The 17,433-nt window shown below is 70.6% G+C and carries 9 protein-coding genes and 1 tRNA gene; 3 read left to right on the plus strand and 7 right to left on the minus strand.

Going from position 1 to position 17,433, the window contains the following annotated elements; translation table 11 throughout:
- Window positions 1–20 precede the first annotated feature (20 nt).
- The 6 genes from AB0C22_RS11190 to AB0C22_RS11215 all read right to left on the minus strand — a co-directional run bounded on the left by AB0C22_RS11190 (window position 21) and on the right by AB0C22_RS11215 (window position 12,519).
- Window positions 21–1,391, minus strand: coding sequence for a ricin-type beta-trefoil lectin domain protein (locus tag AB0C22_RS11190; RefSeq protein ID WP_219467931.1), 1,371 nt, complete (start codon window positions 1,389–1,391; stop codon window positions 21–23).
- Window positions 1,392–1,858: 467 nt separating this feature from the next.
- On the minus strand, window positions 1,859–4,552 hold the full coding sequence (locus tag AB0C22_RS11195; RefSeq protein ID WP_219467928.1) for an RICIN domain-containing protein: 2,694 nt from the start codon (window positions 4,550–4,552) through the stop codon (window positions 1,859–1,861).
- A gap of 485 nt (window positions 4,553–5,037) precedes the next feature.
- Complete coding sequence (locus AB0C22_RS11200; protein WP_357534715.1) at window positions 5,038–6,300, minus strand: DUF6357 family protein; 1,263 nt, start codon at window positions 6,298–6,300, stop codon at window positions 5,038–5,040.
- An 84-nt stretch (window positions 6,301–6,384) separates the two neighbouring features.
- Window positions 6,385–7,038, minus strand: a complete 654-nt coding sequence (locus AB0C22_RS11205) for a hypothetical protein (protein WP_219467923.1) — start codon at window positions 7,036–7,038, stop codon at window positions 6,385–6,387.
- Between the two features lie 140 nt (window positions 7,039–7,178).
- Complete coding sequence (locus tag AB0C22_RS11210) at window positions 7,179–8,786, minus strand: glycoside hydrolase family 44 protein (protein WP_308291039.1); 1,608 nt, start codon at window positions 8,784–8,786, stop codon at window positions 7,179–7,181.
- Between the two features lie 283 nt (window positions 8,787–9,069).
- On the minus strand, window positions 9,070–12,519 hold the full coding sequence (locus tag AB0C22_RS11215) for an ATP-binding protein (protein WP_255599066.1): 3,450 nt from the start codon (window positions 12,517–12,519) through the stop codon (window positions 9,070–9,072).
- A 336-nt stretch (window positions 12,520–12,855) separates the two neighbouring features.
- Here AB0C22_RS11215 and AB0C22_RS11220 point away from each other — a divergent pair, with 336 nt between their 5' ends.
- Both AB0C22_RS11220 and AB0C22_RS11225 read left to right on the plus strand, forming a co-directional pair.
- On the plus strand, window positions 12,856–13,608 hold the full coding sequence (locus AB0C22_RS11220; protein ID WP_357534717.1) for a hypothetical protein: 753 nt from the start codon (window positions 12,856–12,858) through the stop codon (window positions 13,606–13,608).
- Entirely contained in the window at window positions 13,608–15,662 is a 2,055-nt protein-coding gene (locus AB0C22_RS11225) for a hypothetical protein (RefSeq protein ID WP_357534719.1), read from the plus strand. Before AB0C22_RS11220 ends, AB0C22_RS11225 begins: the two co-directional genes overlap by 1 nt.
- A 196-nt stretch (window positions 15,663–15,858) precedes the next feature.
- Here AB0C22_RS11225 and AB0C22_RS11230 read toward each other — a convergent pair.
- Window positions 15,859–15,934: transfer RNA gene (locus AB0C22_RS11230), tRNA-Lys, on the minus strand.
- 187 nt (window positions 15,935–16,121) lie between these two features.
- On the opposite strand from AB0C22_RS11230, the gene AB0C22_RS11235 reads away from it, so the two are divergent.
- Window positions 16,122–17,396, plus strand: a complete 1,275-nt coding sequence (locus AB0C22_RS11235) for an Ig-like domain-containing protein (protein ID WP_219467756.1) — start codon at window positions 16,122–16,124, stop codon at window positions 17,394–17,396.
- The last annotated feature ends 37 nt before the right edge of the window (window positions 17,397–17,433 follow it).

Genomic DNA, 17,433 nt, shown 5'->3' on the forward strand with positions numbered 1-17,433 from the left:
TCCGTCGACGTCCGCCGGGCTCAGCTCCGGCTCCACCGCTGGCCGGCGGCGCCGTTGCAGTCCCAGATCTGGGTACGCGTGCCGTTGGCCGTACCGTTGCCGACCACGTCCAGGCAGCGGCCCGAGCCGACGGCGGTGATCGTGCCGTCGGCGTTGAACCGCCAGCGCTGGTTGGCCTGGCCGTTGCAGTCCCAGATGATCACCGAGCTGCCGTTGGCGGTGGCCGCGCCGTTGACGTCCAGGCACTTGCCGCCGAAGACCCGCAGCTCCTGGGCGGCCGTCGAGGTCCAGCTCTGGTTGGCCTGCCCGTGGCAGTCCCAGATGATCGCCGCCGCGCCGTTGGTCTGCGTACCACCGTTGACGTCCAGGCAGCGCCCGGAGGACGAGTTGCGCACCGCGCCCGTGCCGGACGGCGGCGGGGTGGTCGGGTTGCCGGTCGGCGTCACCGTCGGGGTCGGCGTCGGGGTGGTGCTGTCGAACTGGGTGAAGAACCGCCACACCTCACCCTTGGTCCAGGTCCGGGCACCGCTGTCGCCGCCACCGTCGACCGGGCCGGGGGTGTGCCCGCCGTCGAACGCCGCCCACACCACCGGGTAGCCGGAGCGGCAGCCCGAGTAGGTGGTGGTGATGTGGGTCAGGCTCCCGGCGCGCGGCTCGGGCGGGCTCTGCGCCGTACACCCGTTGTTGCGCACGAAGGTGTCCCGCAGGGACCGGCCGGCCGAGACGTTGAGCACCGGGTCCCCGATGCCGTGGATGCCCATGTAGGCGATCGGCTGGCCGCCGCCGCTGCACCCGCTGAGCTGCCCGCCGGAGTAGACCGCGACGGCCCGGAAGACGTTCGCCCGGGAGCAGGCCAGCGAGTAGCTCATCCCGCCGCCGTAGCTGAAGCCCAGCGCGAACAACTGCGTCGTGTCGACGCACAGGTCGTTCTCGATCAGCCGGACCATGTCGTCGACGAAGGTGACGTCCTGGCCGCCGGGGTTGGCCCAGCCGTTGCCGTTGCCCTGGGGGGCCACGAAGATGGTGCTGTTGTTCGCCTGCTGGCGCAGCCCGTAGTAGGACCAGGCGGCCCCGTCCGACCCGCCCCCGTCGACGTCGTTGGCGGTGCCGCCGTTCCAGTGGAAGCCGAAGATCAACCGGTACTGGTGGTTGCGGTCGTAGTTGTCGGGGATCCGGAGGATGAAGCTGCGGTTCTGGCCGCTGCTCTGGATCGACCGTTGGCCGCTGGTCAGGGTGGGGGCCTTGCCGCACCCGGCGGTCGCCGCCGCCGCCGAGACGTCGGCGGCGGCGGCCGTGGTGGTGAGGCCACCGGCGAGTGCCGTCGCGCCGACGGTCACGACGAGGGCCGCCGCCGCCGCTAGGGAACCAAGGATGGGTCTGCGCCTGGTCATGATGGGGCTCCTGCCACTCAGCCTGCACTGCTTCAGGTATGTAGTCGACGGCGATCCCGACGTGTCGCGCCCGACCGATCCCGCTGACCGCACCCGCCAAGGACGGAACACCGGAAGACACTCGATGCGCTCACCGCGCCGGCTGGCTCATCGCCGCGGCTGCCAGCCGCTGGTTCCGCTGCCCAGGCAGGACCGACTGGTCGTCGAACCGATCGGTGGCCACATCGCGCCCGCCCGGACGCCACCCGGTCGACCGCCGGTGCCGGAGCACCGGGCTCGACGTCGAATCGATTCGGCAAGACCCTAGGTCGGAAAGTGAAATATGTCAATGCTGTGTCGAGCGGGTTGCCACCCGGGAACGTCCACCCGACGGCGACGAACCGCAGGCCACACGCACAGTTCCCCGACGCCCACGACGGGTCCGGTGCCCCCGGGGCCGGCGTCACCCGGCCCCGGGGAACGCCCGGTCAGTTGCGCAGGCTCCACTGCTGGTTGGTGCCGCCGTTGCACGACCAGAGGATGATCTTCGTGCCGTTGGCGGTGGCCGCGCCGTTCGCGTCGAGGCACAACCCCGACTGGCCGTTGGTCAGGGTGCCGTTGGCGTTGAGGTTCCACTGCTGGTTGGCCCCGCCGTGGCAGTCCCAGATGATGACGGCGGTGCCGTTGGACGTGCCCGCACCGCTCGCGTCCAGGCACTTGTTGCCGTACACGGTCAGCTGCCTGCCGGCGGAGTAGGTCCACTGCTGGCCGACGCCACCCGCGCAGTCCCACAACTGCACCTGCGTGCCGTTGGTGGTGCTGGCGTTGGGTACGTCCACGCAGCGGCCGGACTGGCCGCCCACCAGACGCCCACCCTGCTGGCCACTGCCGGTGCCCTGCTGCCGGACCAGCGAGCTGGACTCGGCCGACCGGTTGCCCTGCGCGTCCACCACGAACAGCCGGTACTCACCCTGGTTGGCGGGCACCGCGATGGACGTGGCGGTGCCCGTCGCCCGGGTCATCGTCGGACCGGCGGTGAAGGTGGTCGTGCCGGCAGGGGCGAGCCAGACCGTCCTGGCGGCGTCACCGGTGCTGCGGATCGGGATCGACGCCGTCGAGCTGGTGACGAAGGTGCTGGCCGGCAGGACGTGGTTCGGCAGGGAGAGGTTGCCCGCCGGGACGATGTCACGGTACGCGTCCTCCAGCCCCGAGGCGGCGGCGATGCCGTACGCCTGCGCCGGCCAGACATAGTCGGAGGAGACCAGGATGTCGCTGACCGTGCTGTTGGGCAGGTTCTTGTTGGACACCTTGTTGATCGGGCCGTAGATCTGGGTGATGCTCAGGTCGTGCTTGCGCCCGAAGTCGTCTGAGTTGATCATCCAGGTGATGTTCTTGTCCACGCTCAGCACGTTGTCGCGGAAGGTGATGTACGCCGAACCCTCGTCCGGGTGCAGGCCGTACTTGTGCCCGGACGGCACACCCTGGAGATAGTTGTTGGTGATCGTCGTCCCCGGCTGCGCGCCCAACGTGTAGATGGGTGCGGTGTCGCTGAGCCGCTGCACCGTGTCGATGATGTGGTTGTAGCTGATGGTGTTGTTCCGGGCCGTCGTGGTGGGCCGGTTCGGCGCGATCGAGCCCGATGACCCGTCGAAGTTCCACCAGCCCCAGCCGAGCGTGATACCCGACCACGGCGACTTCTCGATCCGGTTGCGCTGGATCGTCAGGGTGTCCACGAAGTACGCCGAGATGGGGCTGTGCCCGTTGAACAGCACCGCGCTGTCGTACAGGTAGTTGTTCTTGATGTCGATGTTCTTCGGCAGCCCCTCGACCTGCGGCAGCCACTTCTCCCGGTTGGTCGACGTCCCGTCGCCGATGTAGACGTGCTGGGGATGTCCGACGGTGATCGCGGAACCCGCGATGTCGTTGGTGAAGTTCCCGGTCAACTGGGTGCCCTGCACGTCGTTGACCATGTTGACGCCGTCCGCGCCGCTGTGCTGGATGCGGTTACGGTTGAGCAGGATGCCGTCGGCGTTCTCCACCTGGATCATGCCCGGGGTGACGTCGACGTTGCGGTAGTAGTAGTCGTGGAAGTTCCGCTTCGCGTACGCCTGCGCGCCGAGGTTGCCCTGCTGCGCCTGCTTGTACGACGAGCCGGCGACGGTGAACAGGTTCCAGTCGGAGTGCTGCACGGTGAGCCCGGCGAACGTGAGGTTGCGGGCGTGGTTGCTCGTCGACGTGCCGGCGACCCGCAGCAGGGTGGTCACATTGTTCGGCGCGAACACCGACGCGGTCGTCATGTTCTCGGCGCTGCTCTTGTAGTAGTAGAGGGTCCTGCTGCCCTTGTCGAAGAAGAACTCACCCGGCGCGTCCAGGAACTCGTAGGCGTTCATCAGTTTGTGGCTGCCGCCGGCCTGGGCGTTGCCGTTGAACGCGCCCTGGGCGATGGCGGCACCCGGCTGCTGGAACAGCGCCACCCGGTTCGCCCCGTCGGAGGTGACCTGGCGTACCCCGACGATGGCGGTGGTCCAGGTGGTCGCCGTCTCGATCTCGATGTCGTCGGCGTTGCGGGCGACGGCCGGAAAGTCGTTGAGGTTGTACTTCGCGCCGTCGCACTGCGAGCCCGACTCCCAGGCCCACGCCGCCTGCCCGGCCGTGATGTTGTAAGTCCCGTAGCAGCCCGCCGAGCCGACCGTCTTCGACGCCATGAACGCCCGCTTGTCGTTGACGTAGAGCGCGCGCAGCTTGTTGGCCCGGTCCAGCGGGGCCTTCCAGATGTTCCCGCTGTGCTGGGTCCACCCGGTCACCGGCACACCGCCGTCGAGCACCGGGGTCTCGCCGGGGTAGGCGGAATAGCTGACCCGGTAGCCGTTGCTGCCGGAGTCGGCCGCGCCGAACTCGATGGTGCTGGTCACCGGATACCGGCCACCCCGCAGGTAGACCTGGATGTCGCCGGTCATGTTCGCGTTCACTGTCCGCACGACGTCCCGGGCGCGTTGCATCGTCCGGAACGGCGACTGCATCGTGCCGGGATTGGCATCGCTGCCGTCCGGCGCGACGTAGTAGGTCTCCTGGACTGCCGCCGACGCCGGCAGTTGATTCGCGATCACGGCCGGGAACGCGGCGGCGACGAGCAACACGCCCGCCAGCAGCGACCTTCGGGCGGTGGAGAGGGCTGGTTTCACGTACCGTTCCTTTCGCAGGCCACCGACAGACATGTCCGCTGGACAGTCGTCCTGGGGGTGCGACAGTGAACCCGCCATGCGAACATGGGCCGCCGCGCCGGGAGACGGGGGCGCTCCGGGCGGGCTCGGCCGTTGGCGGGTTACTGGGAGACACCGTGACCGGCAGTGGCAAGGTGCACGTGTGAGCGACCGGCATCAACCGGCGACAGTCCCCCGCCACAGGGAACTCCCGCCGACCACCCGACCGCTCTTGCCCGTGGTCACGGAATTCTGCCCTGAAGCGTATGCGTCCGACCCATAGGCCGCAACCATCAATTGTCAACCACCTATGCGTAATCGTGACCGCAATGATCAGCCGAGAGACCGGGCGGCGGGTCGGCCCGCCAGCGGTGGCCCACCTGGCAGCCGGGTCGCGACCGCGTCAGGTCCGCTGGCCGGGCCAGGCGTCGCGGCCCTGTCGACGCGGGAGTGGACGTCCCCGGGAACTACCGGTCGTCGCGCCCACGACGCGACCGTTCGAACTCGGCGACATCCGACGTCCACGGGCCGTGCTGGTCGAGTGCGGCGCAGCCGCCACGGACGAAGGCACCCACCAGGGTCCGGTACCCGCCGATCCCGTCGACCAGGCGGTACTCGACCCGGTACTGCGGCGCCGACCCCGCCTCCCCGGGCCGCACCGTCGTGATCCGGGCGATGGAGTCCGCATAGAAGAGCAGCTGGATCCCCTCGCCCCGCTCCTCGTCCTCGATGGTGAACACCTCGTTGTCCCCGGCGGACCGATCGGCGACGAAGTCCCAGAACGCGGCGGAGGCGGTGCGGGGGCCGCCCCGCAGCCACGTCTGCTCGCCGCCCTTGTCGTCGGTGAACGACAGGGCGGTCTTCCGCGCGCTGTCGTCGCCCCCGGGGTGGTCGTCGGCAGCCTCGTCGTCGGCAGCCGGCGCGGTCCGGGAGCGGTCCGCAGCCTCCGAGCACATCAGGAAACTCACCGACCGCACCGCGTCAGCGACGAGTTCGGGGTACGCCCGGCGTACGGCCGCGTCGACCGTCGCCGTCATCCGCTCCCAGTCGCGCTTGTCCGTCGCCCGGTTCCCCCGACGCGGATCGAGGCCGATCCGCATCCCGGCGCACGCCTGCTCCGCAGTGGCGATCACGCCCATGACCTGGGGCAGCAGGGCGGGGTCGACGGCATCTGGCAGCCGCCGGGGCAACGTCGCGCCGTGCAGGTACTGGCCGGTGAACCGCAGGATCCCCGCATCGAGAGGCCCGAGGACCACCGCCCGCTCGGCGCGACGGCGGGCCGCCTGATGCTCCTGGGCGCGTCTCTCGTCCGGCTGCTCCGACGCCCCGCGCATCGCCGCGCAGACCTGACCGCGCTCCAGGAGGTCGATGTCGGCACCATGGGCGACGAGTCGGCTCCGGTCCCACCGGATGCGCCGGAAGAGCGCGTCGACGTCCGTGGGCGCGGACAGCAGGACCGGGTCGAGCAGCGCGACGGCAGCCTCCTCGTCGAGCCCGCCCCCGATTCCGGCGGCGTCGCACAGCGGAAGGAGCGCACTCCACAGCAGCAGGTGTCTGGCCAGGTCCTCCCGGATCACCGCGAGATGGGCCTCGCCGATCGGGACCGTGAACGTCCGCGGCTCGTGGTTGGCGTCGGCCCCGGCGGCGAGCGTCAGCTCCAGCGCACCGTTCGCACGGATCACCTGCGGAAGCCAGCCGCTGCCACGGCGCGCGAAGACGACCTCACGCACCGCTCGCACCCCCTCGGAACCGTACCGGCTGGACCCGACCGGGTGAGGTCCCCAGCGTCTGGCGACCCACCCGGCACCCGGTGCTCACGACCACCTGGCGCACTCGGCGTCGAGGCGTGGTTCGGTCCGCACCCAGACCTCGCCCCCGGCGGCCCCGGCCGGGGCGTCGACCCGTTCGAGACCGAGGAACCCGATCAGCTGGAGCAGTTCGGCCCGCTCGGCCCGGTCGTCGTCGACACCGTGCGATTCGAAGAAGACGTGGTACTCGCCGCTCGGGTCGACGCAGCCCGAGTCCGCCCAGATCCGGGCGACCTCCACGATCGCCGCCGCTTCCGTCGCGAACGTGGCGGCGCGGGCCACGCCCCGGGCCTCCGGTGACGCGTCGAGGTCGGCGCGGTCGGGGAACCACTGGCCGAAGCGGTCGAGGCCGCCGTACCCGTTCTCGAAGAACAGCATCGCGCCCGGCAGGTAGCGGTTGGCCCGGTCGGTCCGAAGGTGTTCCGACCGGGGCTGGTCCCCGCGCCTGATCCGGGAGATCACCCCCGCCCGGGGCATGAGCACCACGCGCTGCCCCGCCGCCTCGTCCTCGATGGTGTAGGTGTCGCAGTCCCGCCCCCGGAAGAATGCCGAGAACGCCAGGTACGCCTCCTGCGGGTCACCCACCGAGACGTGTTCGTCACTGCCGTCCCCGGCGGTGAAGACGAACCGCTTCGGTCCGGGCTCGTAAGGGCGGGCCATGCGCGTCCTTCGTTCGCGGGTGACAGCTCCACCGGGCGGTGGACCAGGGCAGACATGCCTGCGGCCTTGATCATAGGCATGCCTGGCCCGGTGGTCCTGTGCTGGCGGTCAGCCGCCGGCCCGCGCAGGGCGGCGGGCGCTCAGTGCCGGCGCTGCGGCAGGACGAGCAGCGTCACGGAGTTCGCCGGGTATGTCGCGCTGACGCCGCCCCGGGTCACCCGGAGATCCGCACCCCGGACGATCGAGGTGAGGTCGGCCGGGCCGTAGGTGAACCGCTGCGCCCGGTCCCCGCCGCGGAGGCCGGGGAGCGCCAACCGGGACGTCAGGTCACCGCCCGTCTTGTTGACCACCATCACGGTCAGTGCCCGGTCGGACGAGCGCTGCGCGGCATAGACCGCGAGCTGCCCCTGGTCGCTGCTGACCGCCGAGACACTCACGTCGCCGAACCTGCTGCCGACGCCGTCGTAGTTCCGGTACATCCGGAAGGCGTACGCGCCGGGGTCGGTCGGTTTCGGCTCGCCCCAGATCGTGGCCAGGTCCAGCCCCTCGCGGCCGAAGATGCCGAGGACGTCGGCCTGGGCGAGCGCGCCGTTGATGTCGTCCAGCGCACCCCAGTTGTATTCGGTGATGGCGACCTTCGTGCCCGGGTAGTGCTGGGCGACCCACGCCTTCATCTGCCGGATGAACTGCAACGGCGGCGCGTTGACCCCGCCCGGCCCGATCCACGACTCGTCGACGTACGTCGGGTCCCACAGCGACCGGGTGGACCGCAGCCGCAGCGCGTTGGCATCCGGGTCCTTACCGCCGCTGATCTGCGGGTAGTAGTGCTGGTCGAAGTAGTCGAGGAAGCGCTTCCCGCCATGGGCGTCGCTGAAGTCCTTCATGTTCTTCAGGTACCACTGGGAGAGGTTGAGCCCGCCGTGCGCCGCCGCGTCCGCACCCGGCGCGCAGCCGTCCACACCGGACGCCACCCACTCGCAGTATCCCCAGCCGGACGGGCCGAGCACCGCCGCATGCGGGTCGGCGGCCTTGATGGCAGCGGCGGTCGCGGTGCCCTTGCCACCCAACTCGTCGTAGCTCACCGGCTCGGGATGCACGTCACGGTGGGTGGAATTCCACAGGACCGGCTCGTTGTCGAGTTCGTAGATCTTCACGCCCCCGCGTGCCGCCGGGCCGAACTGGCTCACGAGATGGGACACCATCTCCCCGGCGAACGACGCGCCGGCCGGGATGGAGGTGTCCGTGGGAACCGCGCCGGTCAGGTTCGCGTCGGCACGCCGACCGTTGCCGCAGTTGGGGTCCCACTGGTCGAACGAGTCCTGCTCCGGGAAGCGGGTGGCAGGGAAGCCGCAGGCGAACGGGTGCGACGAGGGCGAGTCCTTCGCCACCCAGCCGATCAACGGCACGGCGACCACCTGTTTCGTCCCGTGGTCCCGGTTGCGCTGGACGAACGCCTCGACCGTGTTGTCGGGCCCGGCGACGATGTTCTCGAAGTACCAGTCGCTACCCGTGTTGTAGGTGTGGTTCTTGAAGTTGTAGCGGCTGCTCGCGTTACCGCCCCAGCGGGCCACCGGCGTGTCGAGCTCGGCGACGAGGGCGGGGTCTCCGCCGTTCATGCCGTAGATGTCGGGGCTGATCCGGTGCCGGGCGGCGGACACGTCCACGGTCAGGGTGAGATCAGCGGCGGCGGCCGCCGGGCCGACGCCCGCCTGGGTGGTCAACAACCCCACCACGAGAGAGCCGGCCACCCCGATCACCGTGGCCGGTCGTGGCCTGCGCCGTCGTCGCACACCCATCAGAGTCTCCTGCCGCCGATCGGCCCAGAGTGGCCGAACCGTCACCCACATTACGTGTCGTCCAGATCAAGTCAATCGATTCATTCAATTGACATGCGACGATCTTAATTGCTGCCGCCATCGCCATGCGGACGGCAATCAGGGAGGCGGAAAAGGCCGACGGCTACCGTGCCCGGCTCCGTCCCCGGTCACCGGGCAACGGCATTTCGGCCGTCCGGGTGCCGGCTGTGGGCAGCTAGGGCCGAACCGGGTCCTGGCGCGGCAGCTCGGCTGACAGGACCTTGAAGTAGCGCAACGGCGACCATGCCTGCCGGTCGCCGATGACATAGAGCCGGCGCTTGGCCCGGCTCACCGCGACGTTGAGCAGGTTGGGCCTGCTCGACGCCCACCGGCGGGCACCCACCCGGTCCGGCGCACCGCCGAGCACCAACACGACGATGTCGGCCTGCTTGCCCTGTGCCGTGTGGACGGTGCCGGCGACCAGACCGGGATAGCGCCGGGCCCGCCTGCCGACCTCGCGGGCGACGTCCCGGAACGGCCCGATCACCATGACCTCGGACATGTCGAAGTCCAGCTCGGCGAGGGTGGCGAGGATACGGTCGAGCTGCCGGCCCTGGTCGGGAATCCAGTGGCCCTGCGCGCCGGTACCCGCGACGTCGATCCACTTCGACGGGGGCAGCGTCGGGTAGACGAGCTGGAAGCGGTCCGCTGCCCCGGTGCCGGTGCCATCGATCATCAGACCGCCGTAGGCGACCTGGTTGACGATGTTGAACATCGGCTGGTCGCAGCGCCGGTGCACGGTCAGCGGCACACCCACCCAGGTCGGGTCGTCGTCACCGTCCAGCCAGGTGCCCAACGGCGTGAGCCGGTCGGCGAGACGCTGGACGGAGGTACGGCTGGTCAGCCACTGCTCGTCCACCGCCTGCTCGGTCCGGATCGCCTGTTCGGTGCGGAACGGCAGGGTGGTGATCGGCTCCAGTTGCAACGGGTCGCCGACGACCACCGCACGCCTGGTGCGCCAGAGCGCCCCGACCGCGTTCTGTGGTGTCGCCTGCCCGGCCTCGTCGATGAGCAACCAACCGAGCGCTTCCCTGCCGAGGTGACCGAACACCCGGGCGTACGAGGCGAAGGTGGTGGACACCACCGGCACCACGAAGAAGAGGCTCTGCCAGGCCGCCAGCGCCGCATCGGGGGCCAGATCGGTGGGGGCGTCGCCGCCTACGAGATCCATCGCGGCCTGCAGGTTGCGTCGCAGCCGGGTGGCGTTGTGTCGCAGGAACGCTTTGTGCAGCGCCAGGGCCGCCAGGAACAGGTCGCTACGCGCCTCGTTCCACTCCCGGTCGGTCCAGAGCGCCGCCAACTCCCGGCGCTGGCGGTCGGCGTGCCATTCGGGGTCGGGAAAGTGCCGGCCGAGCGCGCCCGCAGCCCGCCTCAGCCGCGCCTGGAGGGTGGAGAGGTCGGCCTCGGCCGCCCGGATCGCGTCCTCGGCCGCGCGGTGGGCCTGGACGGCCGTGGAGAGTTCCTGTTCCGCCGACGCCACCGTCCGCCTGGCCGCGGTCAGCGGCGCGTGATCGACCCGTGGCTTGGGTATGCCCGCCGCCAGCATGCGTCGGATCTCGTCCGCCTGCCGCCGGGCGGTGTCCACCGCCCGCTGCACCACGTCGATCTCCACCTGCACGGCAGCCCGCTCCGCCCGGGCCGCGTCCAGCGCGACCTGGGCCTGCCGGACCCCGGCCAGGAGCTGACCGTCGTGGTACGACCAGCGCCGTCGTGCCTCGCCGAGGGTACGCAACCACTCCCACGGGCCGGGCCGCACCCGTTGGTGCGCCGCCTGCGCGGTCAACCACCGGCTCAGCTCCGCCTCACTCGACCACAGGGCCCGCTCGGCGGTGGCCCTGCGGCCGGTGCTCAGGTGCTCGACCTGACGCTCGGCCGTCGCGAGGGTCTGGTCGGCAGCCGCCGCGCGACGGCGGGCGTCCCGTTCGGCCTCGGCCTGGAGGGCCGACGCGATCCGGTCGGCCTCGGCCACCCGCTCGCGCTCGGTGTCCAACGCCACCCCGTGGCGACGCCGTGCCGACTCGACCGAACCCGCCGCCACCTTCACGGCGTGCCGCAGCTCGGCAAGGTGGAGCTCGGGATGCTCCCGGCGCTCGACGTCGCGGTACACCTCGGCCCGCTTCGTACGCACCGCCTCGACCCGTGCCTGCGCGGCACGGAACCGCGACACCGCAGTCGACCACGGGACCTCCGGGCCCGTCTGCTCGTACCCTTTCAGCACCGACAGCAGGCCGGACCAGATGTGGCCCTCGTCGCTGGCGCCCTTCCGGGGCTCGTCCGGGGTGTGGTACCAGAACGTGTTGACGAACCGGCTCCGGTTGGCCTTGTTCCCCAGCCGCGCCGCGACCAGGGCCCATGCCCGCTCGCCGACCTGCGGTTGCTCGGCATCCGGCTGACCGGCCAACAGTGCCGTGGCGATGTCGGGAAAATAGTCGGCCGCCGCCGCCCGTTCCCGCCACGAGTCATCGATCGCGTCAGCGGCGGGAATCTCGTCGGTGACGTTCTGCACGGCACCGTTGTTGGCCGAGGCGACAACCATCTCGAAGCCCGTGAGGTCGGGCTGCCACACGTCGACGACCCGCGTACGTTGTCCTGTGCTCCAGCGGAGCTGCCGTCCGGTGAACGCCCGGGCCGGATCGGTCAGCGCGGCCAGCCGCCGGGCCCGCTCGACGACGAGCGCCGCGACGAGGTCGCGCAGCATCGTGGTCTTGCCGGTGCCCGGCGGGCCGTTGACGCCGAGAATCCCGGCGGTCATGCCCAGCGCGGTGCAGACGGCCACCTGCTGGTTGAGCGCGAGCGCGTGCTCGGGATGGCTGGGCCACCGCCCCGCCGGCACCACCGCTGGTGCCGTCGCCGCCAACACGGCGTCGACACGGTCGCACACGTCCACCCGGCCGGCGGTGGCGAGATCGGCCTCGGGCTGCAGATAGTCGCGCAGTGCGACGCCGACCTCACCCTTGGCGATCTTTCCTGCGACCCGCTCCAGGTCGTACATGATGAAGCTGTTGAGAAACGCGTGGCCCGCGGCGCTGTCCGGGTTGCGACGGGCCACGATCTGGCTCTTGATCCGGATGTCGGTACAGGGTAGGGCTGCGCCGATCCCGGCCACCCCCAGGGCCAGACGCAGGCAGTCGGCGAGCAGGCCGTGGTCCACCACCCGCGGGACCATCTGCGGCGCACAGTCCTCCGTACCGTCGGTGGTCACGGTCACCAACTCCTGAAGCGACTCGTGGAGATCCGCGGTGGCGGACTCGAACCGCGCGAGCCAGTCGCCTCTGGCACGCCTGTCCCGCACCAACCGGCCGGTCGCCCAGGCGCAGCTCGACAGCACCAGCGAGTCGAGCAACACGTGCCCCTGCTCGTCGACCGTCAGAGCGACGACGGCGCTCTCCCCCGCCGGCCTTTCGTCGTAGCTGTCCGGGTCCGGTTCGAATATCCGGGACAGCACCCCGAACAGTTCGTCGAGACGGTGGATGCCCAGATACACGACGTGTCGCCACGTCTGGTTCGGGCGCAGCTTCCACCGCGAGAGCTCGTGACCCGCCTCCCACGGCAACGGCTGTCCCGGCTGGACCGCGAAGACCAACCGGTCCCGGCTGACCCGCTCGACGCTCTGCGGACTGAACATCTCCACGGTTCGCCAGAACCTGACAACCTCTGCCTGTGCGGCCTGCGCGCTCCGTCGCAACACCACTCCGATCGTCGATCAGATCGTGCCCGGGCGGAGGATCGTATCGTTCGCAGAACGCCGACGGGCACCCGATGAGGCTCGTACGGGGGCACCGGATCTCGGTCGACTCCGTCCTTGTCGTCAAGTCCCGAGTCCTGTGTGGACACCAGTTTTCCTCCGCGCCCATCGTGACCGGGCCCGGCACGATGAAAGCCTCGTTGTTGGGGGATTCGCTTTCGCCTCGGGATGGTAGAAACGAACCGACCGACCGGTGTGCCAGCGGAGGGTGAATGGGTGTCTGACATCGCGGACCCGAGCCGGCATCTCGTCCTCACCGTGGACGTGGAGCGGTACAGCGGGCGGGACAACGTGCTCCAGTGGCGTGTCCAGCAGGCCCTGCCGAGGATCATGCAGCGGGCCCGGGAGGAGCTGGGCCTACGCCCGGATGGCTGGCTGGTCCAGCCGAGCGGCGACGGGCAGCTCGCGATCCTGCCGCAGGGCACCAGTGAGCGGACGATCGTGACCCGACTGGCACCGACCGTGGACCGGCTGCTCCGCGAGCACAACCATGGACTGGCCCCCGAGGCCCGCATCCGACTACGGATCGGCGTCCACGAGGGCCTGGTCCACCTCGACGGCGACAACGGCTTTCCCGGCGAGGCCGTCGTCACGGCCTGCCGACTGGTCGACTCTCCACAGCTCAAGGCCACCCTGCGACGGTTTCCCGAGGCGCAGGTCGCACTGATCGTGTCGGACCGGCTCTACCAGGATGTCGTCCGGCACTACGGTGACCTGCGGCCAGAGCACTTCCTGCGGGTGACCGCCAGCCTGCCGGAAAAGAGCTTCGACGCCGTCGCCTGGATCCACCTGCCTGGCGAGAACGCCGCCGCAGAACAGCCCTCCCCCGCCACCACCCCGGTCCAGCCCTCCGCCGGCGGTCAGACCTTCCAGCACATCACGGCGCACGGGCCGACGGCGTTCGGCAACGGCAACGTGATCACCACGTACGGTTCCGCCGGCAGCGCGACCCCGCACCGGCCCTGGTGATGGCGCAGGACCGTCCCCGCACCGACCAGGTGGCACCGTCACCCGGGCCGGGCACCGGCATCCACCAGGCCAGCTACTCCGGGATCACCACCCACGGGCCGGCCGCCTTCGGTGACCACAACATCGTCAACCAGGTCAGCTACCGGAGCGCCCCGCCCACGCACGCCGACGACGTGCTGGTGTCGAAGGCCCTGGAGGCCCTGGCGGGACAGGTGGAGACCGAGCGACGGCGGGACGAGGAGCGCAGCCAGGTGCTGCGACGCCCGCTGCCCGTCCGCTGGGCGGTGACCGCCGCCGCCGGCTCGGCGATGGCCGACGTCGACTGGTCGTCCATCGGGGTCACCGACGACCAGCTCCCGGCTGGCGGGTTGGACGACCTCGCCGGTCTTCTCGCCCGGCGGCTACCGCACCGCCGGCTGGTGATCCTGGGTACGGCCGGGGCGGGCAAGACCGTGCTGGCCACCCGGCTCGTGCGCGGTCTGCTCCGGGAACGCCTGGCCGGCCAGCCGGTCCCGGTGCTGCTGCCCGCCGACACCTGGCACCCGGGCGAGCAGCACCTGCGGGAGTGGATGGCGCAGCGGCTGACCCAGGACCATCCCCACCTGGGGACACCGGCCCCGGGCCGCTCGCGCACCCGTCGGACGATGGCCACCCACCTGATCGAGAGTCGGCTGGTGCTGCCGGTCCTTGACGGGTTGGACATGATCGGCGACGGGCTGCTCGGCACAGCGCTCAGCGAGCTGAACAGCCTCGGCACGGGAGAACCGCTGGTGGTGACCAGCCGCATCGAGCCGTACGAGGGCGCGGTCCGGATCGCCGGCTGCGGGTTGTCCGGGGCTGCGGTGGTGGAGGTGCTGCCCCTCAGGCTGACCGAGGTCCGGGACTACCTCGCCCCCGCAGGCGGAACCGGGCGGTGGCACCGGGCCTTCGCCGAGTTGGCCAACGAACCGGACGCCCCGCTCGCCCAGGCCCTGCGGACGCCGCTGATGGCCTGGCTGGCCCGCACCAGCTACCCGACAGCGACACCCACGACCGTCACCGCCGACCCGGCCACCACCGTCGCCGATCCGCACGAGCTGGGCGACCGGGCCCGTTTTCCGGGCCGGGACGCCATCGCCGACCATCTCATCGACGGTCTGCTGCCGGCGGTCTATCCGGCCGAGCCGACCCCGACCAGCCGCCGGGACTCCGACGAACGGTGGCACCGTCAGGAGGTGGAACGGGCGCTGGTCTTCCTGGCCCGGCATCTGCGCCAGAACGGCACCCACGAGATCGCCTGGTGGCGACTCGACCGGGCGATCCAGCACCAACGAACCCTGTGGACCCCGCTGCTCATCGCGCTCTACGGACTGTTCTTCGGGCTCGGACACAGCCTGACCGCCGGCCTGGCGATGGGGACGCTCCTGGGCCTGATCGGGGCGAGCCGGCGGGCCCGCACCAGGCTGGGCTGGGTCGCCAGCGAGACCCCGTACCGCACGAAGATGAGCTTCCGCCGGCTCCGGGCCACCCTCTGGTACGTCCTCGTCTCCACCACCAAGCTGGCCGTGCCGCTGCTGGCGGGGCTGGTCCTGCTGACCGTGCCGGGGGCCGGTCCGCTGGTCATCACGGCGGGCGTGCTCCTGCTGCTGACGGCAGCCGCCCTACTCGTCCGGCAGACCCGGCGGCGCAGAGAACGCGACCTGACCCGGGAACTCGTGGTACCTGCCGACCCGTCCCGCGCCGTCAGTCCGACCTCGACGTTGCGCGGCGACCGGGCGGCGGGGCTGATGGTCGTGCCGCCGGCGATCCTGCTCGGCGCGACGCCGGCGATCCTGCTCGGCACCGTCCGCCCGATGCTGGCCGCGACCGCGTTCATCATCGGTTGGATCGGCGCTGGCGCCTGGGCCAGGTACACGGTCGCCCGGGCCGTCCTCGCGACCCGGGGGCACCTGCCGTGGCGGACCATGGCCTTCCTCGACGACGCGGTCGACCGGGGCGTGCTGCGGCGGGTCGGTGCCACGTACCAGTTCCGGCACCCCCGGCTCCGCGACCGGCTGGCCGAGCATCCCCGGTGACCGCCCCACCTGGTGCGAAGCCAGCAATCGAAGACGCCCGCCCGGCCGGAGCGCCAGGTGCGCCGATGTAGGCCCCGGTCCACGCGGGCACGGAACGGTCCAACGGCTCCCGAGCACCCACCGAGACACCGCGCCACCGGCAGAAACGCCAAAAGGCTCCAACCCAGGGTGAAACCCCAGGTCAGAGCCTTTTTGGTGGTGCGCCGCCAGGGACTCGAACCCCGAACCCGCGGATTAAGAGTCCGCTGCTCTGCCAGTTGAGCTAGCGGCGCTCGTTGGCAACGGAGAGAACACTAGCACGGGCCATGAGCGGGGTTCCAATCCGATACCCGGCTCCACTCTTCGGGCGAGCTTAACGGGCAAAAGGCTTCAGATCCCCCCACCGGAGAGCTTCCGGCATCGAGCTGGTGGCCGACATGGGGCACGATGTCCGCCAGGTACGCGAGAACAGAGGTGGGGATGGGCAGGTTCACGCGGGGCGGGGCGATGGCGGGCGCTCTCGTCCTGGCGGCGTCGCTGGCTCTGGCCGGCTGCGGCGGCGACCAGAAGAAGGAAGCCGAGTTCGTCGGCGGCACCGGGGCTTCGCCCAGCGCCGAGGCGGTGACCCCGGCGCAGTCCGGCGGAGCGTCGCCGTCGGCACCGGTGGCGGACGGCCTGGCGGTCAGTCCGGCCGACGGGGCGAAGGGCAGACCGGTCAGCACCGAGATCAGCGCCGACCTCCCGGGCGGCGGGAAGGTCTCCTCGGTCACCCTGACGACGGGTGACGGCAAGCAGGTCGGCGGGAAGCTGCGGCTGGACGGCAGTTCCTGGGTGCCGTCGTCGGCACTGAAGTACGGCACGAAGTACAAGGCCACGGTGATCGGCACCGGTGCCGACGGCCAGCCCCGGCAGGGGGTGAGCACGTTCACCACGATGGCCAAGCCGAGTTCGATGATCGGCTCCGGCCTCTACCTCTTCGACGACCGGACCTACGGCGTGGCCATGCCGGTGGTGGCCGAGTTCAGTCCGGGCATTCCGCAGAAGGACCGGGCAGCCGTCCAGAAGCGGATGTTCGTCAAGACTGATCCGCCGCAGCCGGGTGCCTGGCACTGGGTGTCCAGCGGCACCCAGGCGTACTACCGGGGGCCGGAGTACTGGCAGCCGGGGACGACGCTGAGCGTCCGGATCGCGCTGGCCGGGATTCCGCTGAGCAACGGCCGGTACGGCAACGTGGACCGGTCGGCGACCGCCAAGATCGGGCGGGCCTTCGAGATGAAGGTGGACAACGCCACCAAGCAGATGGAGGTGTTCCAGGGCGGCCAGTTGATCAAGACGTTGCCGGTCAGCCTGGGCAAGAAGAGCACTCCCTCCTCCAGCGGCACCATGGTGGTGATGGAGAAGAAGGAGAAGACCGTCTTCGACACGATGGACGAGCCGGACCCCGCCAACCAGTACCGCACCGAGATCGATTTCGCCCAACGGCTGACCTGGGGCGGCGAGTACATCCACGCGGCACCGTGGTCCGAGGGGGTGCAGGGTCGGCGCAACGTCTCGCACGGCTGCGTCAACGTGTCGATGGCGATGGGCAGGTGGCTCTTCTCCCAGACGAAGGTGGGCGACCCGATCACGGTCAAGGGCACCCCACGCAAGCTCGAAGCGGGCAACGGGTGGACGGCGTGGAGCCTGACCTGGGCGGAGTTCGTCAAGGGCAGCGCGCTGCCGGTTCCACAGGGCGGCTCGGGTCCGCTGGTCTGACCTCCGCTCCGGGTCGACGCAGGTCGCCGACCCGGAG

It is taken from the genome of Micromonospora sp. NPDC048894, assembly GCF_040649765.1.
Classification (GTDB): Bacteria; Actinomycetota; Actinomycetes; order Mycobacteriales; family Micromonosporaceae; genus Micromonospora; species Micromonospora antibiotica.